General features: G+C 68.1%; 20 protein-coding genes. 5 read left to right on the forward strand and 15 right to left on the reverse strand.

All coding sequences use genetic code 11. From position 1 onward, the window contains the following. Positions 1–127: 127 nt before the first annotated feature. The 8 genes from eutC to ehuR form a co-directional block, all read right to left on the reverse strand. Positions 128–1117, reverse strand: a complete 990-nt coding sequence (gene eutC / locus BIX52_RS07055; RefSeq protein WP_075220345.1) for an ectoine utilization protein EutC — start codon at positions 1115–1117, stop codon at positions 128–130. Further along, a complete protein-coding gene (eutB, locus tag BIX52_RS07060) occupies positions 1117–2148 on the reverse strand; it encodes a hydroxyectoine utilization dehydratase EutB (protein ID WP_075220346.1) in 1032 nt (343 codons plus the stop codon). The genes eutC and eutB overlap by 1 nt, the downstream gene beginning before the upstream one ends. Further along, positions 2145–2915 (reverse strand): aspartate racemase/maleate isomerase family protein, encoded by a 771-nt coding sequence (locus BIX52_RS07065; protein ID WP_211098155.1) that lies wholly within the window; start codon positions 2913–2915, stop codon positions 2145–2147. Before BIX52_RS07065 ends, eutB begins: the two co-directional genes overlap by 4 nt. A 9-nt stretch (positions 2916–2924) precedes the next feature. Beyond that, positions 2925–3362: a universal stress protein gene (locus BIX52_RS07070; RefSeq protein ID WP_075220348.1), complete on the reverse strand. Its 438-nt coding sequence runs from the start codon at positions 3360–3362 to the stop codon at positions 2925–2927. A gap of 46 nt (positions 3363–3408) precedes the next feature. Then, positions 3409–4695, reverse strand: a complete 1287-nt coding sequence (locus BIX52_RS07075; protein ID WP_075220349.1) for a TRAP transporter large permease — start codon at positions 4693–4695, stop codon at positions 3409–3411. Between the two features lie 3 nt (positions 4696–4698). Next, on the reverse strand, positions 4699–5313 hold the full coding sequence (locus tag BIX52_RS07080) for a TRAP transporter small permease (RefSeq protein WP_211098156.1): 615 nt from the start codon (positions 5311–5313) through the stop codon (positions 4699–4701). An 84-nt stretch (positions 5314–5397) separates the two neighbouring features. Beyond that, positions 5398–6432 (reverse strand): TRAP transporter substrate-binding protein, encoded by a 1035-nt coding sequence (locus tag BIX52_RS07085; RefSeq protein ID WP_075220749.1) that lies wholly within the window; start codon positions 6430–6432, stop codon positions 5398–5400. Between the two features lie 186 nt (positions 6433–6618). Further along, a complete protein-coding gene (ehuR, locus tag BIX52_RS07090; protein WP_075220750.1) occupies positions 6619–8007 on the reverse strand; it encodes a MocR-like ectoine utilization transcription factor EhuR in 1389 nt (462 codons plus the stop codon). Between the two features lie 63 nt (positions 8008–8070). On the opposite strand from ehuR, the gene BIX52_RS07095 reads away from it, so the two are divergent. The 4 genes from BIX52_RS07095 to BIX52_RS07110 all read left to right on the forward strand — a co-directional run bounded on the left by BIX52_RS07095 (position 8071) and on the right by BIX52_RS07110 (position 12959). Next, entirely contained in the window at positions 8071–8571 is a 501-nt protein-coding gene (locus BIX52_RS07095; RefSeq protein ID WP_075220350.1) for an Lrp/AsnC family transcriptional regulator, read from the forward strand. A gap of 196 nt (positions 8572–8767) precedes the next feature. Next, the gene (locus BIX52_RS07100) at positions 8768–10255 is read left to right on the forward strand and encodes an NAD-dependent succinate-semialdehyde dehydrogenase (protein WP_075220751.1); all 1488 of its coding nucleotides are present in this window, start codon (positions 8768–8770) and stop codon (positions 10253–10255) included. A 28-nt stretch (positions 10256–10283) separates the two neighbouring features. Next, a complete protein-coding gene (locus BIX52_RS07105; RefSeq protein ID WP_075220351.1) occupies positions 10284–11654 on the forward strand; it encodes an aspartate aminotransferase family protein in 1371 nt (456 codons plus the stop codon). 294 nt (positions 11655–11948) lie between these two features. Further along, entirely contained in the window at positions 11949–12959 is a 1011-nt protein-coding gene (locus tag BIX52_RS07110; protein ID WP_075220352.1) for a CobW family GTP-binding protein, read from the forward strand. Positions 12960–13351: 392 nt separating this feature from the next. Here BIX52_RS07110 and BIX52_RS07115 read toward each other — a convergent pair whose 3' ends face one another. The 7 genes from BIX52_RS07115 to BIX52_RS07145 form a co-directional block, all read right to left on the reverse strand. After that, positions 13352–14227: an ABC transporter permease gene (locus tag BIX52_RS07115; protein WP_075220353.1), complete on the reverse strand. Its 876-nt coding sequence runs from the start codon at positions 14225–14227 to the stop codon at positions 13352–13354. Between the two features lie 34 nt (positions 14228–14261). Next, on the reverse strand, positions 14262–15326 hold the full coding sequence (locus BIX52_RS07120; protein WP_075220354.1) for an ABC transporter substrate-binding protein: 1065 nt from the start codon (positions 15324–15326) through the stop codon (positions 14262–14264). 61 nt (positions 15327–15387) lie between these two features. Next, positions 15388–16455, reverse strand: coding sequence for an ABC transporter ATP-binding protein (locus tag BIX52_RS07125; protein ID WP_075220355.1), 1068 nt, complete (start codon positions 16453–16455; stop codon positions 15388–15390). Continuing rightward, positions 16455–17309 (reverse strand): ABC transporter permease, encoded by an 855-nt coding sequence (locus tag BIX52_RS07130; protein WP_075220356.1) that lies wholly within the window; start codon positions 17307–17309, stop codon positions 16455–16457. The genes BIX52_RS07125 and BIX52_RS07130 overlap by 1 nt, the downstream gene beginning before the upstream one ends. After that, positions 17306–18556 carry a metal-dependent hydrolase family protein gene (locus BIX52_RS07135; protein ID WP_075220357.1) on the reverse strand — a complete coding sequence of 417 codons (1251 nt, stop codon included), beginning with the start codon at positions 18554–18556 and terminating at the stop codon, positions 17306–17308. The genes BIX52_RS07130 and BIX52_RS07135 overlap by 4 nt, the downstream gene beginning before the upstream one ends. 2 nt (positions 18557–18558) lie before the next feature. Beyond that, on the reverse strand, positions 18559–19794 hold the full coding sequence (locus tag BIX52_RS07140; RefSeq protein ID WP_108676454.1) for a metal-dependent hydrolase family protein: 1236 nt from the start codon (positions 19792–19794) through the stop codon (positions 18559–18561). A 108-nt stretch (positions 19795–19902) separates the two neighbouring features. Next, positions 19903–21120 carry a M24 family metallopeptidase gene (locus tag BIX52_RS07145; RefSeq protein WP_075220358.1) on the reverse strand — a complete coding sequence of 406 codons (1218 nt, stop codon included), beginning with the start codon at positions 21118–21120 and terminating at the stop codon, positions 19903–19905. Positions 21121–21251: 131 nt separating this feature from the next. Here BIX52_RS07145 and BIX52_RS07150 point away from each other — a divergent pair, with 131 nt between their 5' ends. After that, entirely contained in the window at positions 21252–21743 is a 492-nt protein-coding gene (locus tag BIX52_RS07150) for a GAF domain-containing protein (protein WP_075220359.1), read from the forward strand. The last annotated feature ends 3 nt before the right edge of the window (positions 21744–21746 follow it).

Here is a 21746-nt window from a genome sequence, read left to right on the forward strand (position 1 = left end):
CGTCGCTGACGCCGGTGTTGGGGGCGGTGGAGTCGATGTCTGGCTTGTCGGTCAGGAATGACATGGCGGAAACTTCGATGGGGTCCCGGAGGACGCGGGGGTGGGAGAGAAAGGGCGGTCCGCGCTGTCAGACATGGAGCGGAACGCCCATCGTGTGCGCCGCCGCCCGTTCGAGGGCGAGCGTGGCGATGGCGGTATCCTGTACGCCGGTGCCGGTGAGGTCGGCGAGGGTGATCTCGTCCGGCGAGACGCGGCCGGGCGCCGCGCCCGCACAGATGGCGCCGAGCTCGTCGAAAGGCGCGTCGGCGGCGATCAGCCCGGCGGCGACGGCGCTGCGCAATTCGCCCATCAGGCGCGTCTGCGACAGGCGGTCCGGGACGTAGCGCGCCCGCACGAGGGCGGCGGGTTCCACCTCGCACTTGGTGTGCTGGTCGGACCCCATGGCGGTGACGTGCTGTCCGGGCGCCAGCCAATCCGCCATCAGCACCGGCGCCGTCGCGGGCGTGGTGGTGACGACGATGTCGGCGGCAGCCACGGCGCCCCGCGCGTCGGCGGCGGCGACGGCCTCGCACAACCCGGCTTCGGTAATGCGCCGGGCCAGCCCCGCCGCCTTGTCGGCCGAGCGGCCCCAGATGAAGGCGCGGGTGATCGGCCGCACGAGGGTCAGCGCCTGAAGCTGCATGAAGGCCTGCATGCCGGTGCCGAGGATCGCCGCGGTCGCCGCATCCGGCCGGGCGAGGTGGCGGGCGGCCACGGCACCGGCGGCGGCGGTGCGCACGTCCGTCAGGTAGCCGTTGTCGAGGAGGAGCGCGCGCAGCTCGCCCGTTTCGGCGGAGAACACGACCATGAGGCCGGATGTGGAGGGAAGGCCCTTGGCGGGATTGTCGAAGAAGCCGGGCGACATCTTCACCGCGAAGGTGGAAAGGCCGGGCACGTAGGCGGTCTTCACGTCGATCTCGCCGTTGTGGGGGGCGATCGGCATGGAGAGGACGGGCGGCATGACCACGCCGCCCGTCGCCAGCTTGGCGAAGGCGCTGTCCACGCAATCGACCGCGGCAAGGTCCAGCGGGACGAGGTCCCGCAGCGCCGCCTGGTCCAGGATGCGCACATCGCCCATCAGGCCGCGCCCCGTGCCTTCGCGGCGGGCGCGGCGGCGGCCTCTGCGGCGACGTCCACCGTCTCGCCGCAGGTGATGCGGTGGTGGACGGCCATGTCGATGTTGCCGCCGGAGAGGACCGCCACGGTGGGGCCGCGCGGCCGGACCTTGCCCGCCAGGAGCGCCGCGATGCCCACCGCGCCCGACCCTTCGACGATCTGTCGTTCGGCGAAGTAGGCGTGGCGGATGCCGGCGGCGATCTCGTCCTCGGTCAGCAGCACCACCTCGTCCACCAGGTCGCGCACCATGGCGAAGGTGTAGCGGTTCTTCAGGCCGATGCCGCCGCCGAGACTGTCGGCCAAGGTCGGCAGCTCCTCCACCTCCACCGGTCGCCCTGCGGCAAGGCTCGCATGCATTGCGGCGCCGCGCTCCATGGAGATGCCGACGACGCGGCAGCCGGGCCGCACCGCCTTCACCGCAAGCGCCACCCCGGCGATGAGCCCGCCGCCGGAAAGCTGAACCAGAACCGTCGCGACCTCGGGCAGCGCTTCGACGATTTCGAGGCCCAGCGTCCCCTGCCCGGCGATGATGTCGGCGTGGTCGAAGGGCGGGATCATCACCAGCCCCTCGGCGGCGAGACGGTCGGCCTCCACCTGTGCCTCGTCCTGGCTGCGGCCGTGGATGACCACCTCGGCACCCTCGGCGCGGATCGCCTCCACCTTGTTGGCCGGCACCAGGCTCGACATGCACACCACCGCGCGCACGCCGTTTTCGCGCGCCGCACGGGCGACGCCGCGCCCATGGTTGCCGGTGGAGACCGCGACGACGCCGCGCGCCTTATCCTCCGCCGACAATTTCAGGATGGCGTTGGCCGCCCCGCGCAGCTTGAACGAGCCGGACCGCTGGTGATGCTCCAGCTTCAGATGCACCGGCACCCCCGCCCGCTCCGACAGGCTGGGCGAGGCCTCGACCGGCGTCGACCTGATGGTCCCGGCGATGCGGCGGGAGGCGGCGAGGATGGCGTCGAGCGTCACCGGTGGCGCGGCGCTCATGACGGCGCCCCTTGCGCGAAGAGGCGGCCCGGTCCCGGAGCGGTGACGCCGGCGTGGGCGAGCGCGCGCCACAGGCTCGCCTGGTTGGAGGTGACGACGGGTTTGCCGATCGCGGCCTCGATCCGGTCGATCACTCCGACCGCGGGAAGCGCGGTGCAGGAGAGGAACACGGCGTCCGCGTCCGGAACGTCCACCGCCTCGGCGGCGGCGACGATCGTCTCGTCGCTGACGCGGCCCATGTCGCGGTCGTCCTCCAGCCCCAGGCAGGCGGAGGCGGCGATCTGCAATCCGCGCCCCTCGAAATAGGCGAGCATCGGGGCCGTCGTCTCCGGCACGTAAGGGGTCAGGATGGCAATGCGCGTCACGCCCAGCGCGGCGAAGGCGTCCACCGCTGCATCGGGAGGGGTGACCACCGGCACCCCCGGCCGCGCGGCGCCGATGGCGGCGGCCACCGCATCGTCGCCGATGGTGACCGACGCGGCGGTGCAGCTGAAGATGATGGCGCCGAGCGGCAGGCCCGGCACCAGAAGGTCCGCCGCGCCGCCGAGCGCGCCTTCAAGCCGGCGCAGCGTTGCGGGCGTCGTCGGATTGTCGAACGGCACGCGCGTGGTGTGCAGCGCCACCGTCGGCGGCAGGATCCGCGCCGCGTCCCGCTCGGACGTGAGGTCGGTGGCGAGCGCCACCATGCCGATGCGTGTCACCGGTGCGGTGTCCAGGACGACCTCGACCGGCGAGAGCGGCACGGCGGGGCGGAGCATGGTCGTCATGGTGGCACCTTAAACGAGCAGCACGGGACACGTGGCGAGGCCGGTGACCTTGTGCGAGACGCTGCCGAGGAGATAGCCCTCGATCGACCCGAGGCCGCGTTTTCCGATGACGATGAGATCGCACCCGTGTTCGTCCGCGAAGCCGACGATGCTGCGCGCCACGGGCCCGTTCCTCACGAAGCTGCGCGGCGTCGAGGCCCCCATCGCGATCGCGCTCGCCTTGGTGGCCCGTGCGACCTCCTCGGCATAGGAGCGCATGGCGTCGTCCATTTTGGCCGGCGTATCGGGGCGGACCATGGAGAAGGCGTGCTCGAGGTGGCTGTAGTGACGGTAGACGGTGAGGAGCATGATCTCCGCCCCCGTCAGCCGTTGCAACTCGACCCCTTTGGCCAGCGCCTGGCTGGCGTGATTGGAACCGTCACACGGCACCAGGATGCGTTTGAACAAGGGGGGCCTCCATTCGCTTCTTATCCGTTATGGGGGTCCGGGCCGGTCATTTGCCGAACGCGATGTCACGCAGGAAAAGGGCGATCTGCGGGAAGAAGATCAGCGCCACGGACACCGACAGCAGAATGAAGATGAACGGCGGCGTGCCGCGGATCACCTCCATGTAGGGCCGCTTGAAGACGGCGATGGCGGTGAAGATATCGCACCCGAAGGGCGGTGTGGCCGAGCCGATCGCCACCTGCAGCGTGATGATCGTCCCCACGAGCACGGGGTCCAGCCCGACCGACTGCACCACCGGCGCGAAGATCGGCACCAGGATCAGGATGACGACGATCGGGTCCACGAACATGCAGCCGATGAAGAAGGCGACGGAGATGGTGAAGAGGACGCCGATGGCGCTCATCTCGTCGATGCCGATGCCGGCGAGCACCGATTGCGGGATCTGCGCGAAGGAGATGACGTAGGAGAAGGCCGCCCCGGCGCCGACCAGGATGAAGACGACGGCGGTGATGAGGCCGGTGGATTTGGCCGTGTCCCACACCTCGGCGGGCGAGATGGAGCGGAAGACGACGACCTCCAGGATCAGCGCGTAGAGCACGCACGCCGCCGCCGCCTCGGTCGGCGAGAAGACGCCGCCATAGATGCCGCCGATGATGATGACCGGGAAACCGAGCGGCCACAGTGCCTGCTGCACCGCCTTGGCGCGCTCGCCCCATGTGGCCGGGCGCTCGGTCGGCACGTCGTTCATCTTGGCGTAGATGATGGAATAGGTGGAGAACAGCACCAGGATGAGGAGCCCCGGCCCGATGCCGGCGATGAACAGCTCCGCGATCGATGTGTTGGAGACGACGCCGTAGATGATCATGCCGATGGACGGCGGGATCAGGAACGCGATGTCGGACGCGTTGACGATGAGGGCGAGGACAAACGAATCCTTGTAGCCCGCCTTCAGCATGCGCGGGCGCAGCGGCGAGCCGACCGCGACAACCGTCGCCTGGGTGGAGCCGGACACCGCGCCGAACATGGTGCACGCCGCCGCGGTGGAGACGGCGAGGCCGCCGCGGATGTGGCCGACGAACGCCATCACCATGTCGATCAGCCGGTTGGCGGAGCGGCCGCGGGTCATGATGTCGGCGGCGAAGATGAACATCGGCACCGCGATCAGCGAGGCGGGACGGATGCCGGCGAGCATCTGCTGCACCATCGTTTCGAGCTGGCCGACGCCGCCGAAGATGAGAACGAAGCCGAGCGTGCTGCCCGCGATCAGCGGGATCATCATCGGGAAGCCGATGAGGAGCAGCACGATCATGACGGAAAAGATGGTCAACGCCATGGGTCAGACCTCGATCTCGTCGCTGCCGTAGCCTTCCAGCGTGGAGGTCGACAGGTAGATGTCGGGCTCGATGATGTTCTTGATCGCCGTCAGCAGATATTGAACGCCGGTCATGAAGAAGCCGAGCGGCAGCCAGACGATGGTCCACCACACGGGGATCTGCAGCGCCGGCAGCACGCGGCCGCGGCTCATCTGCGCTTGCAGGTAGGTGAAGGCGAAGTAGCAGAGGCCGAACATGAAGGCCGCGGTGACGAGGGCGATCACCACCATCAGCCATTTGCGCGCGGGCGGCGGAAGCTGATCGTAGATCGCCGACATGCGGATGTGCCGGCCGTGCCGTGCCGCATAGGAGATCCCGGCGAAGGTGATGAGGATGATGAGGATCTGGTTCAGTTCCTCGGAGAAGTAGATGCTGTCACCGAGGATGTAGCGGCTGACGACGTTGGCGACGGTGTTGAGCGCCATGAGGAGCACGCCGAGCGCCAGGAAGACGGATTCCACCTTGGCGATGGCGAGGTCGACGAGGCCGAGCGGGCCGGGCAGCGCCGAGACGTCGGCGGAAAGATCCGGCGCCTTGGGGGCGGGCCCGGTGTCCGTGGTGGTCGGCGTCTGCGTCATCGGCATCGCTCCAACGGCATCGCATAAACTCTGGCTTGAAACATGATACGAAAAGGGCGGCGCAATGTTGCGCCGCCCAAGGTCTTACTCGCCCTCGGCGTTCTGAAGGTCCGTCTTCATCTGGTCGAGGATGGCCTTGCCGCTGTCGCCGGTCATCTCGATGAAGGCCTCTTCGACGGCGGACGCTGTTTCCATGAAAGGCGCACGCTCTTCTTCGGAGAGGATGTTGATCTCCATCTCCGGCTTGGCCTCTTTGATCTTGGCCAGCGACTCTTCCTGCAGACCCGACTGGTAGTCGAGGATGTAGTCGAACGCGGCGGTGATCGCGTTGTCCACGGCGGTCCGGTCCTCTTCGGACAGGCCGTCATAGAAATCCTTATTGGCCATCACCGCGGTGGTGAAGTTGTTGTGGCCGATGCAGGTGATGACGTCCGTCACCTCGTACATCTTCGTCGATTCCAGGAAGAAGCCGGGGTTCTCCTGGCCCTGAATGATGCCGGTCTGCAACGCGCCATAGACCTCGCCCCAGGGGAGCGGCGTCGGCGTCGCGCCGAAGGCCTGGTAGCTTTCGACCAGCAGCGGGTTGGTCATCACCCGGAACTTCACCTCGTCGAGGTCGGCGGGCGAACGCACCGGCTCCTGCGTGGTCATGCAGACCTCGCCTTCCGGGAACATCGTCAGGAGTTCCAGCCCCTGCTCGGCGTAGAGCTCGGGGAACATCTCGTTGATGGCGACGGAGGTCCGGAAGAATTCCTGCAGCGTGTCCTCGTCCTGCGGCAGCAGGTAGGGCACGAAGAAGACCTGCGCCTCGGGGATCAACGCGCCGGTGAAGCCGGGCGACTGGTCGACGAATTGCAGGATGCCCGACTGGGTCTGCTCCATGATGTCGTCCGACTCGCCGAGCGTGCCGAACGGGAAGAGCTGGACCGAATGGTCGGTGTTGGCTTCGATCTCTTCCTTGAATTTCTGGGCGAATTTGCCCTGCACCTCTTCGAGCGCCTCCTCGAAGGCATAGCGCCAGGTGTCTGCCTGGGCGGAGGCTGCCGTGAGCGAGGTGGCGGCCAGGGCAATCGCGAGCGCGCTGGCGCCGCGTCCAAAGCGGCCAAGCAGCTTGGTCATCGTCGTCATCCCTCTGTGATCGTTCGTCGCGGGTCGCATAATCGTGCGGAACGCGCGGCGCCGCTGGGGGCGGGCCGACGCGGCGATGTGACAATTGCGTCACACCGAATTGCAGCCAGCGTTTAACATGACACAATTCATGTCAAATCGTTTATTGAACCATGACAATGTCTAGGGCGTTGAATTTTAGTACGCTAGATGGGCGTGCTCCGGCGCACCTTCGACCAGCCGCGCCAGGATCTTGAGACCGCGCTCCAGGTCCTTCTCGCCCGGCGCCCCAAGGCAGAGCCGCACGCCGCTGACATGGGCGTCGCCGGCAATGGTGAAGGCCGAACCGCCGGCCACCGCCACGTCGCGGTGCCGGGCGAGCGAGACGAAATCCTCTTCGCGCCAGGCCGGCGGAAGCGGCAGCCACACATGCAGCCCGCTGGTCGTCGCGCGGATGCGGTCGGCGCCGAGAAAGCGGGCCGCGACGCGGTTACGCGCCGTCATCGCCGCGCGCTGCCAGCGGACGAGTTCGCTGGCCGTCCCGTCCTTCAGCCAGCGCGTCGCCACCTCCGCCATCACCGCCGTCGCCATCCAGTTGAGGACGAGGTGGCGGGTGCGGGCGGCGGTCGCCTGCCGCTCCGGCGACACCAACCAGCCGATACGCAGGCCCGGCACGCCGCACTTGGTGAGGCCGGTGGCATAGAAGGTTCGCTCGGGCGCCAGCGCGGCCAGAGGCGGCGGCCGGTCCGGCTGCAGCGGCCCCCAACTGTCGTTTTCCACGATCGACACGTCGTGACGGCGGCAGACGGCGATGATCTCGCGCCGCCGGGCCTCTCCCATCCGCGCGGCGAGGGGCCCAAGCCCCTCGGGCATCAGGAAAATCGCCTTCACCGGCCCCGTTCGGCAGGCCCTGTCGAGGGCGTCCGGCACCATGCCCTCGCCGTCCATCGCGAGCCCCGTCAGGCGCATCCCCAGCGCGGCGGTCAAGGCCTTCAGCGTGTGATGGCTGACCGCCTCGGCGGCGATCATGTCGCCGGGTGCGGCCGCCGTCAGAAGGCCGATCGTCAGCGCGCCGGTGCTGCCGTTGGTGGCAACGATGCGCTCGCGACCCGCCTCGACCCCGCAGGCGGCGAGCCAGCGCGCGGCGGCGTCCACATGCCCCGCCAGCGTCGCCATGGGGCGGAACGAGGTGATGGCCGCATCCGGCAGGCTGCCGGCGACTTCGGCGAGGCTCGAGGAAAAGCGGCGCGCGTGCGTCTTGCTGAGGGCCGGGGTCAGCATCGAGAGGTCGACGACACGGTCGGCCCCGTCGATCCGGTGCCAGGGGGTGCGCGGATCGGCGCTGACGGCGCGCACGAAGCTGCCGCGCCCCACCTCGCCGGAGACGATGCCGAGCCGCGCCAGCTCCTCGTAAGCGCGGCTCACCGTCTGCACGCTGAGGCCGAGGTCGAAGGCAAGGGTGCGGTGCGGCGGCAGACGCGTTCCGGGCTTCAACTCGCCGGCCGCCACCGCATCGGCAACGCACAGGGCGAGCGAGCGATAGGCCGGACGCTTCAGCGTCCCCTTTGCAGGCGGCCAGATTGGCATGATTATCTCTTGGATCGTTATGATCCATTTGACAAGCATCACCGCGCGGTTCAACGCTAGCCCATGCTGCAGAACGCCCCGTCCGCCCTCGCGCTCGACGATCGCGACATCAAGATCCTGTCGATCCTCTCCACCGAGGGGCGGATCGCCAAGGCGGAGCTCGCGCGCCGGGTGAACCTGTCGCCCGCGCCCTGCTGGGAGCGGCTCAACCGGATGGAAGCGGCCGGCATCATCCGCCGCTACAGAGCCGACATAGCGCTCGCAAAAATCGCGCCAAGTGTGACCATCTTCGTGATGGTCGAATTGGAGCACCACCGCGCGGCGAGCTTCCAGACCTTCGAGCGCGCCGTGGCCCAGCACGACGAGATCACCGGCTGCTGGGCGCTCGGCGGCGGGTTCGACTATGTGATGACCGTCATCACCCCCTCCATCGACAGCTATCAGCGGCTGATCGACTCCCTTCTTGAGTCGCACATCGGGCTGAAGCGCTACTTCACTTACATCGTCACCAAAGAGGTGAAGGCGGGGGCGCCGCCGCTGGACGCGCTGCTGGCCGGCCGCTGAGGGCTCCGCCGAAGACGCCGAAGAGGACGCCGCGCCGGGCCCGCACCGCCCCCACCAACGATCCGATGGCAAGCCCCGCTCAAGACAGAAGGATCGTTGGCGCATCCGGCGCAAAGCCGAAGAAGCTTCGCCGCGGCAGCGCCTAGATTCCGTCTCGCAACGACGCACACCTCACACCACGAACGAGGCGATCATGATGACGACCGCCGCCGCCCTCAAAAGCGAGGCCCCTTCCCTTTCGCTCGCCGACCGCCGGCTGATGCGCTCCTTCGCCTATGTCGGCGGGCGCTGGACGGGCGGCGCGTCCGCACAGGTCTTCGCCGTCACCGACCCCGCAACGGGGTCCGACGTCGCCGCCGTGGCGCGCCTGACGGCCGCCAACAGCGCCGCCGCGGTGGACGCCGCCGCCGCCGCCTTCCCGGCCTGGTCCGCCAAGCTGCCGCAGGAGCGCGCCGCCGTCCTGCGCCGCTGGTTCGAGCTGATCGAGGACAACGCCGAAGACCTCGCCCGCATCATGACCGCCGAGCAGGGCAAACCGCTGTCCGAGGCGCGCGGCGAGATCGCGTATGGCGCCGCCTTCGTGGAATTCTACGCCGAGGAGGCCAAACGCCCGAACATCGAAGGCGTCACCTCCCACCTGCCGGACGCCGAGGTCGAGCTGTGGCGCGAGCCGGTTGGCGTCGCCGCCCTCGTCACGCCGTGGAACTTCCCGTCGGCGATGATCACTCGCAAGGCCGCCGCAGCGCTCGCCGCGGGCTGCACCGTCGTCATTCACCCGTCCGCCGAAACGCCGCTGTCGGCTCTGGCGCTGGCGGAGCTGGCCGACCGCGCGGGCTTCCCGGCCGGCGTCGTCAACGTCGTCACCGGCGAGGCGCCCGAGGTGGTGGAGCCCTGGCTCACCGACACCCGCGTTCGCGCCCTCTCCTTCACCGGATCGACGGAGATCGGCCGACTGCTCTATCGCCGCTCCGCCGACACCATCAAACGCCTGGTGCTGGAGCTCGGCGGGCACGCCCCGTTCATCGTCTTCGCCGACGCCGACCTCGACCTTGCCGTCGAAGAGGCGATCAAGGCGAAGTTCGCGACCAGCGGGCAGGACTGCCTCGGCGCCAACCGCTTCCTGGTCGCGCGCCCGGTTTACGATGCCTTCGTGGAGAAGTTCACCGCCGCCACCCGCGCGCTGACGCTGGGCCCCGGCGTCGACGATTGCGACCTCGGCCCCCTGATGAACGCCAAGGCCGTCGCCAAGCAGGAGGCCCACGTGGCCGATGCCGTGAAGCGCGGCGCCCGCCTCACCACCGGCGGCAAGGTCTCGCACCTCGGCCCGCTCTTCTACGAGGCGACGGTTTTGGCGGACGTGCCGCTCCAGGCCGCGATCTTCCACGAGGAGACGTTCGGCCCGGTCGCCGCGATCGCCCCGTTCGACACCGAGGCGGAGGCGGTCGCCGTCGCCAACAACACCGAGTTCGGCCTGGTCGCCTACGTGCACACCCAGGACCCGCGCCGGATCTACCGCGTCAGCCGCGCGCTCTCGTTCGGCATGGTCGCGGTCAACCGCACGAAGGTGACGGGTGCGCCCATCCCTTTCGGCGGCATGAAACAGTCCGGCCTCGGCCGGGAGGGCGCACGCAGCGGCCTCGAAGCCTTCACCGATATCAAATACGTCTGCCGCGACTGGGCCTGAACCGGCACCGCGAGAAAGGGAACCTCACATGCTGACCAACGACCAACTCGCCGCCTGGGACCGCGAGTCGTTCTTCCACCCCTCGACCCACCTCGCCCAGCACGCCCGCGGCGAGACGATGAGCCGGATCATGACCGGCGGTGAGGGCATCTATGTCGAGGACCGCGACGGCACCCGCCTGGTCGACGCCTTCGCCGGGCTCTACTGCGTGAACGTCGGCTACGGCCGCAAGGAAATCAGCGACGCCATCGCCGAGCAGGCGGGCAAGCTCGCCTACTATCACGCCTATGTCGGTCACGGCACGGAAGCCTCGATCACCCTCGCTCACATGATCCTGGAGCGGGCGCCCAAGCACATGTCGAAGGTCTATTTCGGCCTGTCCGGCTCGGACGCGAACGAGACCAACGTCAAGCTCGTCTGGTACTACAACAACGTTCGCGGGATGCCGCAAAAGCGCAAGATCATCTCGCGCTGGCGGGGCTATCACGGGTCGGGCCTCATCACCGGCTCGCTGACCGGGCTGAAGACGTTCCACAACAAGTTCGGCCTGCCGCTCGCCGAGGTGATCCACACGGAGGCCCCCTACTACTACCGCCGCCAGGACCTCGCGATGAGCGAAGCCGAGTTCGTCGCCCACTGCGCGGCCGAGCTGGAAGCGCTGATCGAGCGCGAGGGCGCGGATACCATCGGCGCCTTCATCGGCGAGCCGGCGCTCGGCACCGGCGGCCTGGTGCCGCCGCCGGCGGGCTATTGGGCCGCCATCCAGGCGGTTCTGGCGAAGTACGACATCCTCCTCATCGCCGACGAGGTGGTGACGGGCTTCGGCCGTCTCGGCACCATGTTCGGGTCCGACCACTTCGGCATCAAGCCGGACATCATCACCATCGCCAAGGGTCTCACCTCGGCCTATGCGCCGCTTTCGGGCTCCATCGTGTCGGACAAGGTGTGGAAGGTTCTGGAAGAGGGCACCGACCAGTTCGGGCCGATCGGCCACGGCTGGACCTACTCGGCGCACCCGATCTGCGCCGCGGCCGGTGTCGCCAACCTGAAGCTGATCGACGAGATGAACCTCGTCCAGAATGCCGGCAAGGTGGGCGCCACGTTCAAGCAGGCGCTGGTGGACCAGCTCGGCAATCACCCGCACGTCGGCGACATCCGCGGCGAGGGACTGCTCTGCGCGGTGGAGTTCGTCGAGGACCGCGATGCGCGGCGCTTCTACGATCCGGCGCGCAAGATCGGTCCGCAGGTGTCCGCCGCGCTCTTGGCGGACGGGGTGATCGCCCGCGCGATGCCGGAGGCCGACATCATCGGCTTCGCCCCGCCGCTGTGCCTGACCGAGGACGAGGCGGCGATGATCGCCGGCAAGATGGCCAAAGCCGTCACCGCCGTTCTCGGCTGAGCGATCCGGCCGACCTGACGCGCGCGCCGCTGCCTTTGAGCGGCGGCGCGTTCGCGCGTCGCGACCTCGTGGCGGCGCCTTCGCGCCTGCTTCGTTACGACGGCGCCTTCGCGCCTGCTTCGTTACGGCAGCGCCTTCGCGCCTGCTTCGTTACGGCGGCGCCTTCGCGCCGACGGGGCGTTGCGGAGAGGCAGCCCGGCCCTGTACTCATCGGTGATGCGCCCGGTGGACGGGCGATCGTTGCGCCGCGCCGCCTCAAGGGGCCGCGCGGGCCGAGCAGAGGACCCGGACCTTATGGCCGACCACTTCCGCGCCGACGGGCGCATTCCCGTCACCATCCTGACCGGCTTTTTGGGCGCGGGGAAGACGACGCTGCTCCGGCGCATCCTGTCGGACGCGGGCGGCGTGCGTTATGCAGTGCTGATCAACGATTTCGGAGCGCTCAACATCGATTCCGAGCTGGTGGTGGAGCGGACCGCGGACCGGGTGTCGCTGGAGAACGGCTGCGTCTGCTGCTCCATCAAGGACGACCTCGTCGACGCGATCGCCGAGCTTCTGGCCACCGACGATGCGCCCGACCGGCTGATCATCGAGGCAAGCGGGGTCTCCCGTCCGCTGTCGATCGCCGACGCGCTGGAGGATCCGCGCCTCGAGCCGAAGGTGGCGCTCGACGGCATCTTCTGCCTGGTGGATGCGGACGGGTTCGCCGACCTCGACTTCGCGTCCACCGAGCTGGCGCTGGAGCAGGTGGCGGGCTCCGACCTCGTCGTCCTGAACAAGGTCGATCTGGTGACGCCGCAGACCACCGCCACGATCGAGGAGACGTTGCGGGGCGCGCTGCCGCGCCTCCGCATCCTGCACGCGGTGCAGGCGGACGTTCCGCCGGCGGTACTGTTCGGCCCGCGCGAGGCGCCGGCGCACGAGGGGCCGCACGGCCCGGACTGCGGCTGCGCCCATCACGGGGACCACGATCACGACCATGGCGACCACCACCATCACGACCATGGCGACGAGTTCGCCACCTTCCAGTGGCGCACGGACGCGCCGGTCGACATGCTGAAATTCCGGCGTGCGCTCAACGCCTTGCCGACCACGTTGCTGCGCGCGAAGGGTGTCGTGCGCACAGACGGCGATGCGCGGCGCCTCGTCTTCCACCTCGTCGGCAAGCGGCGCGAGATGGCGTTCGAGGAGCATCCGGCGCCTGCGGAAAGCGTCCTCGTCGCCATCGGCCGTCACGAGACGCTGGACCCCGAGGCGCTGGCGGCCCTCTTCGACTCCTGCCTCGCCACCGCCCCGGCCGCCTGACACCGGCGCGCCAAATCTCCGAGTGAGCGCGTGTCGGCGACGCTCAGGCCCCGCGCGACCTCAACCGGCGCACAATCGAGGCTTCGACAGGCGCCCCGGCGGAATGGCCCCACAGGCCCGCCCCGGCCTCGCCCTCCGGCGAACGGCACGGCGGCTCCCGAGCCTGTTTCGCGGAGCCAGCCATCGCAAGGCCGACAGGACCCGGGCGGTTCCGTGGTGCAAGGGTTCAAGCGAAGCGGCCCTTGCGCCGCGGGGCCGGCCGGGTCAGGGCGTGCCGCCGGCGATGGCTGGGTCTGCGCAACAGGCGACCCGCCCTGTTTCGTGGTGAAGCCGGAGCACCCGCGGCGCTCCGGCCTCATATCAGTCGCGCCGAACCTCAGCCCCGCCCCGCCTCAGTCGCGGAAGCGCTGCCGGGTCGCCACGCTGGCGGCGATGGTCAGGAGCAGCGTCGTTCCCATCAGCACGAACGCCACGGCGGCGGCGGACGGCCAGTTGTTGAGCTGGAACTGCGAGTAGATCACCGGCGCCATCATGCGGAATTCGGGGCCGCCGAGCAGCACGGGGGTCGCATAGGCGTTCATCGCCAGGATGAAGGTCAAGATCCCCCCGGCGGCGATGCCGGGCAGCGCCATCGGCCACAGGACCCGGCGCACCATCGTCAGCGGGGCGGCGCCCAGGCTGAAGGCGGCCTCCTCCAAGTTGCGGTTGATCCCCTCCAGCACCGACTGCAAGGTCAGCACCATGTAGGGCAGGTTCACGGCGATGATGCCGATGATCACCGCCGTCTCGGTGAACATGATCTCGGTCGGCTCGGTGGTGATGCCGAGGTCCATCAGGGTCATCGACAGGAAGCCGCGGCTGCCGAACAGCGTCATCCACCCCGCCGCGCGCACCGCATTCCCGACGAAGAGCGGCACCACGACGGCGATGAGGAGGAGGTTCTTGAACCGTGTCTGCGTGCGCGCCAGCACGTAGGCGAGCGGGAAGCCGAGGATGAGGCAGATCACCGTGGTCATCAGCGCCACGCGCACGGTGACGAAGAAGACGGCGAGGAAATAGGGGTCGGTGAAGAACTCGATATAGTTCTTCGGCGTCAACGCGTCGATCATCAGCATTCTGGGATCGAAGTCGTTGAGGCTGTAGCGGAAGAGGATGAGGAGCGGGCCGATCACGCCGAGCGCGACGACGACCGTCGCCGGGCCGATCAGCGAGGTGGCGGAGAGGACGAGCCGCCCTCCCCGCGGTCCTTCGGCGGTGACGGCCGCCATCAGGCGGCCCCCCTCGGCTGGCGGATGGCCAGGATCAAGCCTTGAACTCCCGGTCCCACCAGGTCTTCAGGTCGACGTCGTTTTCCAGCATCGCGCCGAAGTCCATCGTGTTCAGCTGGGCGATTTCCTCGGTGCTGAAGCCGATGCGGGCGTTGAGGTCTGCCGGGATGTCGGCATTGGTGACGGTGGGATTGTAGCCCATGTCCTCGGCGAAGGCCTCCTGGGCGGCCGGCTCCAGCATCGCGTTGAGGTAGGCCCAGGCGCCATCGGGGTGCGGCGCGTTCTTCGGCACCACGAAGCCGGACACGTAGGAGATACCACCCTCGGACGGCCAGGTGGCCTTCACCGGGATGTCGGCGTTCTGCCACTGCACCACGCGGGCCTTCCACATGATGCCGGTGCCGATCTCTTCCGACGCCAGACCCTGCGCGAAGGCCTCGTTGGTCGGATAGATGCGCGCGCCAGCCTTGCGCACGGCCATCAGAAGTTCCTTGCCGGCCTCGAAGTCGGTCACGGTGCCGGTGGCGGCCAGGGAGGCGGCGACGATGGTGTATTGGTACTGAATGTCGATGATGCCGAGCTTGTCGCCCCACTTGGGATCGAAGACGTCCTTGTAGGACATCGGCGCCTCGGCATCCGGCACCACGTTGGGGTTATAGACGGGGACCTTACCGGAATAGATTTGGCCGATGCCGTACTCGTACTTCATCGACGGGATGAGGTTCTCGGCCAGCGGGATCTTCGAGTAATCGATCGGCTGCGTCAGGCCGAGCTCGTAGACCTGGTACATGTTGGGACCGTTGAGGCCCTGCAGGTCGGTGGAGCCTGTGGGCAGGCGCCGCTCGGCCATCATCTTGGCGCGGCGCTCCGGGTCGCCGGCCTGGTCCTGGATGACCTCCCACCCCTTGTCGATGAGGAAGGGCTGCTCGATGTTCTTGTTCAGAAGGCGCGCATAGTCGCCGCCCCAGGTGCCGACGACGGCCGTCCCGGCCGACTGGGCACGCACGATCGACGGCATCCCGAGCGCCGACAGACCCGCCGTCGCCCCGATCCCCTTCAGCACGCCGCGGCGGCCGATCGTGGTGTTGAATTTCGTCATGGCTCACTCCTCAAGGTTTGGGTCGTCCGGCGTGGCGGCCGGACGTCGGACGGATTGGAACTCAGGCACGCATGTCGCTGTCGGCGGGGAACACCGCCGGGGTTGCGGCCCAGCCGACGTGGACGGTGTCGCCCACGGCCGGAAGCGCCGCGCTGTCGTGGTTCGGCACCTGCGCAATCACCCGGTCCTGCGGTGAGAGGCGCACGTGGATGTCGATGAGGCTGCCGAGATAGGAGACGAATTCCACCTCGCCGGGGAAGGTGTTGTCCTGCCCGCTGATCGGCTCGCGGCCGACATAGACGCGCTCCGGCCGCAGCGCCATCACGGCCGGCCCGCTCAGCGACTTGGCGCAGCGCACCGTGAGGCCGCCGGCCGTCTTCATCTCGGCATCCCCCGCCATGGTGCCGGAGAGGAAGGAGGAGCGGCCCACGAAGTCGGCGACGAAGTGGTCGGCCGGGCGCTCGTAGAGGTCCTTCTGACTGCCGATCTGGCGCACCGCACCGTCGCGCATGACGACGAGCCGGTCGGCCATGGTGAGCGCCTCCTCCTGGTCGTGCGTCACCATCACGGTGGTGATGCCGAGGCGCTGCTGCAGCGAGCGGATCTCGACGCGCACGTCGTGGCGCAGCTTGGCGTCGAGGTTTGAGAGCGGCTCGTCCAGCAGCAGCACATCGGGCCGGAAGGCGAGCGCGCGGGCGAGCGCCACGCGCTGCTGCTGACCGCCGGAGAGCTGACGCGGCAGGCGGTCGATCAGGTGGTCGAGCTGCACCAGCTTGAGCGCGTCGAGCACCTTCGCGTCCGCCTCGGCCTTGGCGACCTTGCGCATCTCCAGCCCGAAGGCGACGTTCTGGCCCACGGTGAGGTGCGGGAAGAGCGCGTAATTCTGGAAGACGAGGCCGGTGTTGCGCTTCCACGGCGGCAGCGTGGTGACGTCGCGCCCGCCGATCTTCACCGTGCCCGCGGTAGGCTCGACGAAGCCTGCGATCATGCGCAGCGTCGTCGTCTTGCCGCAGCCGGAGGGCCCGAGAAGGACGAGGAATTCACCCTCGGCCACGTCGAGCGACACGTCGCGCGCCGCGTGGAAGTCGCCGTAGCGTTTGGACAGCCGGTCGAGTTCGAGGCGTGCCATCAAACCACCCTTGAGAGTTTGACGAAACGGTCGGTGATCAGCATGGCGACCGCGATGATGATGATCTGCAGGACGGAGATGGCCGCGATGGTCGGGTCGATCTTCCACTGCAGATATTGGAGGATGGCGATCGGCAGCGTGGTGCGGCCGGGGCCGACCAGGAAGAGTGAAAGCTCCAGGTTGCCGAAGGAGGCGACGAAGCCGAACATCGAGCCGGCGACGATGCCGGGAAGGATGCCGGGCATCGTCACCCGCCGGAATGTGGTGAGGCGATTGGCGCCCAGATTCATGGCCGCCTCCTCAAGCGTTCTGTCGAACCCGGCGAGGCTCGCCATGATGAGCCGCACCATCCACGGCACGACGAGAAGAACGTGGCCGAAGACGAGGCCGCCGAACGAGTTCAGCATGTTCCACTCGAAGCGGATCGCGACCTCCACCAGCATCACGTAGATGGCGAAGCCGAGCACGATGCCGGGGACGATGAGCGGCATCAGAAGGAGGTTGTTCACCGCGCCGCGGCCGAAGAAGCGCAGCCGTGCGAGGCCGAGCGAGGCGGGCAGCGCGATGACGAGGCCGATGAGCGTCGCGAGGATGCCGACCTGGGCGGAGATCACGAAGGCGTCGATGAAGCGTTGATTGCCGATCGCCTGGCCGTACCAGCGCAGGGTGTAGCCCTGCGGCGGGTAGGAGGGGATCTCCTGGCTGTAGAAGGACAGCCAGGTGATGAAGATGAGCGGCGTGAGGATGTAGATGAAGGCGACCAGAGCCGCGGCCTTGAGGGCCCAGCGGCCGGGGCGCAGGCGGAACCCGGGACGGGCCGCCTTGCCGGTGTGCGTGACGGCGGCGCCCGTCAAGCCGCCGCCTCCAGCGCGCTGTCGAGCGCGTTCTTGTAGAAGGCGCCGCCCTTCATGATGACGGGCATGTTCTTGCCTTGTCCTTCCAGAAGGGTGATGTCCTTCGTCGGGTCGCCGTCGACCAGGATGAGGTCGGCCCAGGCGTCGGCGGCCACGGTGCCGAGGCGGCCCGGACGGCGCACGACTTCCGCCGCGATGGTGGTCGCCGCGCGGATGACGGTGATAGGCTTCTGCACCTCGGCGCGGATGGAGAATTCGCGGCTCTGATCCTCGAGCAGCGCGCCCAGAAGGTCGGACCCGTAGGCCACCTTCACGCCGGCCGCCTCGCAGATCTCCAGCGACTTGTAGCCGCCCTCGAGCACCATGTCGTTCTTTTCCAACATGCTTTCGGGCATGCCGAAGCTTGCCGCGCGCTCCTTCATGGCGACGTAGGCGACGAGGTTGGCGACGAGATAGGCGCCCTTCTCGGCCATCAACTTGGCGGCGGCCTCGTCGATCAGGTTGCCGTGCTCGATGGTGCGCACACCGTGGCCGACCGCGCGGGTGATGGCTTCGGGCGAATAGGCGTGGGCGCAGACATAGCGGCCGAACGCCTCCGCCTCCTCCACCGCCGCCTCGATCTCCTCGATCGAGAATTGCAGCGAATCCAGCGGATCGTTCGGGGACGCGACGCCGCCGGACGCCATGATCTTCACCTGGTCGCAGCCCTGGCGCATCTGCTCACGCACCACCTTGCGGACCTCGTCCTCACCGTCGCAGACGATCCTGAGGTAGGCCGCGGTGTTGCAGCACGGGCAGGCGAAGCCCGGATTGGTGCGGCCGCGCCCGTCCGAATGGCCGCCGGTGGGGCCGATGGAACGGCCGGCGATGAAGAGGCGCGGGCCGGGGATCAGCCCCTTCTCGATCGCCGTCTTCATGCCCCAGTCGGTGCCGCCGGTGTCACGCACGGTGGTGAAGCCGCGGTCGATCATCGACTTGATGCGCTTGGCGCCGCGGGCGGCGGCCAAGGTGAGCGGCACCTCCTCCATCCGCCGCATGTAGACTTCGTCGTGCATGCAGTGGACGTGGCAGTCGATCAGGCCCGGCATCAGCGTGCGGCCGCCGCAGTCGACCACGGTGGCGCCGGAGGCTTTGATCGGCGTGTCGGAGACTTCGCGGATCTTCTCGCCTTCGACGAGGACTTCGTAGCCCTCCCGCGGCTCGTCGAACGCAGGGTCGAGGAGCTTGAGGTTCTTGAAGAGGAACATGGTCAATTCAACGTCCTCTTGTGGAAGGCACCGTCTTTCATGATGACCTTCATGTGCTGGCCTTGCCCTGCGAACAGGGAGAGGTCTTTCAGGGGGTTGCCGTCGATCACCAGGAGGTCGGCGAAGGCGCCGGGCTTCAGGCAGCCGAGCTTGCCCTCCTGGCGCAGCACCTTGGCGGCGATGGTGGTGGCCGAGCGCACGATGTCGAGCGCGGGGACGACGTTGGACCTGAGCTCGAATTCGCGGCTCTGGTCGACCTGAAGCTGGCCGAGGAGGTCCGACCCGTAGGCGACCGGCACCCCGGCGCGCTTGCAGATCTCCAGCGACTTCAACCCGCCTTCGATGACGACGTCGTTCTTCTCCAGCATGTCGGCGGACATGCCGTAGTCGGCCGCACGCTCCTTCATCGCGTAGTAGGCGACGAGGTTGGCGACGAGGAACATGTCCTTCTCGGCCATCAGGGTGGCGGACGCATCGTCGATCAGGTTGCCGTGCTCGATCGTCCTGACGCCGGCGTTCGCGGCGCGGGTGATCGCGTGCGGCGAATAGGCGTGGGCGCAGACATAGCGGCCGAAGTTGGTGGCCTCTTCCACGGCCGCCGCCACCTCGCCGAGCGAGAATTGCAGCGAGTCCAGCGGGTCGAACGGGGATGCGACACCGCCCGACATCATAATCTTCACGTGGTCGCAGCCCTGGCGCATCTCCTCGCGCACGGCTTTCCTCACCTCCGCCTTGCCGTCGGCGACGCCCATGCACCAGGACAGCGCGTTGCAGCAGGGGCAGAGGCCGCCGGGGTCGGTCCTTCGGCGCATGTCCGAATGGCCGCCTGTGGGGCCGAGCGCACGGCCGGCGATGAAGAGGCGCGGTCCGACGCAGTAGCCCTGGTCGACGGCGGCCTTCAGCCCCCAGTCCGCCCCGCCGGTGTCGCGCACGGAGGTGAAGCCGCGGTCGAGCATGCCCTTCATCGCCGCCATGGCGTGGGCGCTCATCAGCGTCAGCGGCTGCGTCTCCAGCTTGGAGATGAAGACCTCGTTCAGCACCACGTGGACGTGGCAGTCGATCAGGCCGGGCATGAGGGTGCCGCCGTCGCAGTCGATCACCGCCGCGGTGGGCGCGGTGATCGGCGTGGCGGACACCTCGCGGATCAGGTTGTCTTCGACCAAAATCTCGTGACCGGGAAGGATTTCATCCTGCTCCGGGTCGAGCATGCCGAAGTTTTTAAAGAGGATCTGCCCCAAGGAGCCGTCTCCTGTTAGTGAAGAGCGAGAAAATGGCACGCCCGTTGCGCACAATGAACCGCATATGCTCTCGGATCAAGGCGGTGGAATGCCATTTTTTACGTATATTTAGGCGTCGTAACCGAACGGATCGTCCACAGTGTGGCACGGACCCGAGAACCACTTCGGCCCATCGTCGGCGATGTAGGCGCAATCCTCCAGCCGGATGCCGAACTCGCCATAGATGCAGATCGTCGGCTCGATGGAAAAACACTGCCCCTTCGTCAGCGGCGCCGTGTTGCCCTTCACCATATATCGCTCCTCGTGCACCTCCAGACCGATGCCGTGGCCGGTCCGGTGGGGAAGCCCCGGCAGTGCATAATCCTTGCCAAACCCGGCCGCCTCGATCGCGCCGCGTGCCGCATCGTCCACCGCGTGGCAGGGCGCACCCGGCTGCGCGGCGGCAAATCCGGCGAGCTGCGCCGCCTGCTCGATCTCCCACACCTCGCGCTGGCGCGGCGTCGGATCGCCGAAGACGTAAGTGCGCGTGATGTCAGACCGGTAGCCGCCGACGAAGCAGCCGAGGTCGAACAGCACCATGTCGCCCTTCTTCAGCTCCTGCGGGTAGTCGACGCCGTGCGGATAAGCGGTCGCCTCGCCGAACAGGATCAGCGGCGCGGACGATGTCGGCACGGCGCCCAGACGCCGGTGCGCCTCCTGCACGAAGGCCTGCGCCTCCGTCGTCATCATGCCCTCGTAGAGAACGCGCGCGGCGATCCGCTGCACCTCGGCGGTGACGTTGAAGGCCTGCTGCATCAGCGCGATCTCGGCCGACGACTTCTCGGAGCGCAGCTTGGCCGTCACGTCCATGCCGTTGCGGAAATCGTAGCGGTTGCCGTGCCGGCGCAGCCCGTCGAAGGTGAAGAAAGGCGTCGCCGGGTCCACCGCCACGACACCGTTCTCGTAACCCAGCGAGGCGATGGTGTCGGCCACCAGCGCCGTCGGGTCCTCGTGCTCCTCCCAGCAGCGGATGTCGTCGCCGAACTTCAGCATGGAGCGCGTCTTCGGCTCCTCAAAGGCGGGCGACAAATAGGTCACCTCGCCCGCCGCCGGGATGATCGCCCCGTGCAAGCGCTCGGTCGGCTTCAACTGGATGCCGGTGAAATAGAAGAGGTTCACCGAGGTATCGAGGTAGAGCGCGGAGATGCCCTCCGCCTTCATCAGCGCCTGCGCCCGCTTCACGCGCTCCTGATGCTCGTCGATACCGATGGGAACGCGGCCGCCGGTGATCGGCTTCAACTTGTCGAGTTCGTCCTGCGCGGAGGACACGCCCACACCGATGGTCATCGAGCCACTCTCTCGACTAACTGACGCGCCATTATTTGCTCCAATTTTTCTTCAGTCTTGCAGACACTTAAGACCAGGCTGGCGTAGTCTGAGGCAGGGCGGCCCTCGCCGCCGAACCGAGAGGACGCTTCATGGACGTTTCGGCCTTCACCCGCGCCATCGCCGAGCCCGACCAGCCCGCGGCCGCCTTCGCGGCCCTCGCCGAAATGGCCGCCGCCGGGCCGGGGGTGAAACTCTTCACCGCGCTCACCATCGACCAGACGGCCGGGCTGCTGCGGCGCAGCTTCTCCAACATGCCGGACGCCTACCCGGCGGGCGGCACGAAGAAGATCGCCGACACGACGATCACCGACCTGATGCTGAACGGGCGCAAGAGCGTCCTCAGCGACGGACCGGACGCTGTGAAGGAGAATTTCTACGACCACGAGCTGATCTTCTCGCTGGGCTGCGAAAGCTGCCTCAACGTTCCGGTGGTCGTGGCGGACGAGGTGATCGGCTCGATCAACCTCCTCCACGCGGCGGGGCAATATACGCCGGAGCGTATCGCCATGGCCGAGGCGCTGATCCCCTTCGCGGCGGCCGCCTTCCTGATCGAGCGGCAGCACGGCGGCGCCCTCGCCTGACCG

Source organism: Acuticoccus yangtzensis (assembly GCF_001927245.1).
In the GTDB taxonomy this organism is placed as follows: domain Bacteria; phylum Pseudomonadota; class Alphaproteobacteria; order Rhizobiales; family Amorphaceae; genus Acuticoccus; species Acuticoccus yangtzensis.

Bases quoted from the DNA above. Each gene is read 5' to 3' on its own strand.
- BIX52_RS07075 (WP_075220349.1), bottom strand. From the start codon at position 4,695: ATGGCGTTGACCATCTTTTCCGTCATGATCGTGCTGCTCCTCATCGGC.
- eutB (WP_075220346.1), bottom strand. From the start codon at position 2,148: ATGAGCGCCGCGCCACCGGTGACGCTCGACGCCATCCTCGCCGCCTCC.
- BIX52_RS07150 (WP_075220359.1), top strand. From the start codon at position 21,252: ATGGACGTTTCGGCCTTCACCCGCGCCATCGCCGAGCCCGACCAGCCC.
- BIX52_RS07080 (WP_211098156.1), bottom strand. From the start codon at position 5,313: ATGACGCAGACGCCGACCACCACGGACACCGGGCCCGCCCCCAAGGCG.
- BIX52_RS07085 (WP_075220749.1), bottom strand. From the start codon at position 6,432: ATGACCAAGCTGCTTGGCCGCTTTGGACGCGGCGCCAGCGCGCTCGCG.
- ehuR (WP_075220750.1), bottom strand. From the start codon at position 8,007: ATGCCAATCTGGCCGCCTGCAAAGGGGACGCTGAAGCGTCCGGCCTAT.
- BIX52_RS07100 (WP_075220751.1), top strand. From the start codon at position 8,768: ATGACGACCGCCGCCGCCCTCAAAAGCGAGGCCCCTTCCCTTTCGCTC.
- BIX52_RS07110 (WP_075220352.1), top strand. From the start codon at position 11,949: ATGGCCGACCACTTCCGCGCCGACGGGCGCATTCCCGTCACCATCCTG.
- BIX52_RS07115 (WP_075220353.1), bottom strand. From the start codon at position 14,227: ATGGCGGCCGTCACCGCCGAAGGACCGCGGGGAGGGCGGCTCGTCCTC.
- BIX52_RS07135 (WP_075220357.1), bottom strand. From the start codon at position 18,556: ATGTTCCTCTTCAAGAACCTCAAGCTCCTCGACCCTGCGTTCGACGAG.
- eutC (WP_075220345.1), bottom strand. From the start codon at position 1,117: ATGGGCGATGTGCGCATCCTGGACCAGGCGGCGCTGCGGGACCTCGTC.
- BIX52_RS07105 (WP_075220351.1), top strand. From the start codon at position 10,284: ATGCTGACCAACGACCAACTCGCCGCCTGGGACCGCGAGTCGTTCTTC.
- BIX52_RS07065 (WP_211098155.1), bottom strand. From the start codon at position 2,915: ATGACGACCATGCTCCGCCCCGCCGTGCCGCTCTCGCCGGTCGAGGTC.
- BIX52_RS07125 (WP_075220355.1), bottom strand. From the start codon at position 16,455: ATGGCACGCCTCGAACTCGACCGGCTGTCCAAACGCTACGGCGACTTC.
- BIX52_RS07095 (WP_075220350.1), top strand. From the start codon at position 8,071: ATGCTGCAGAACGCCCCGTCCGCCCTCGCGCTCGACGATCGCGACATC.
- BIX52_RS07120 (WP_075220354.1), bottom strand. From the start codon at position 15,326: ATGACGAAATTCAACACCACGATCGGCCGCCGCGGCGTGCTGAAGGGG.
- BIX52_RS07145 (WP_075220358.1), bottom strand. From the start codon at position 21,120: ATGACCATCGGTGTGGGCGTGTCCTCCGCGCAGGACGAACTCGACAAG.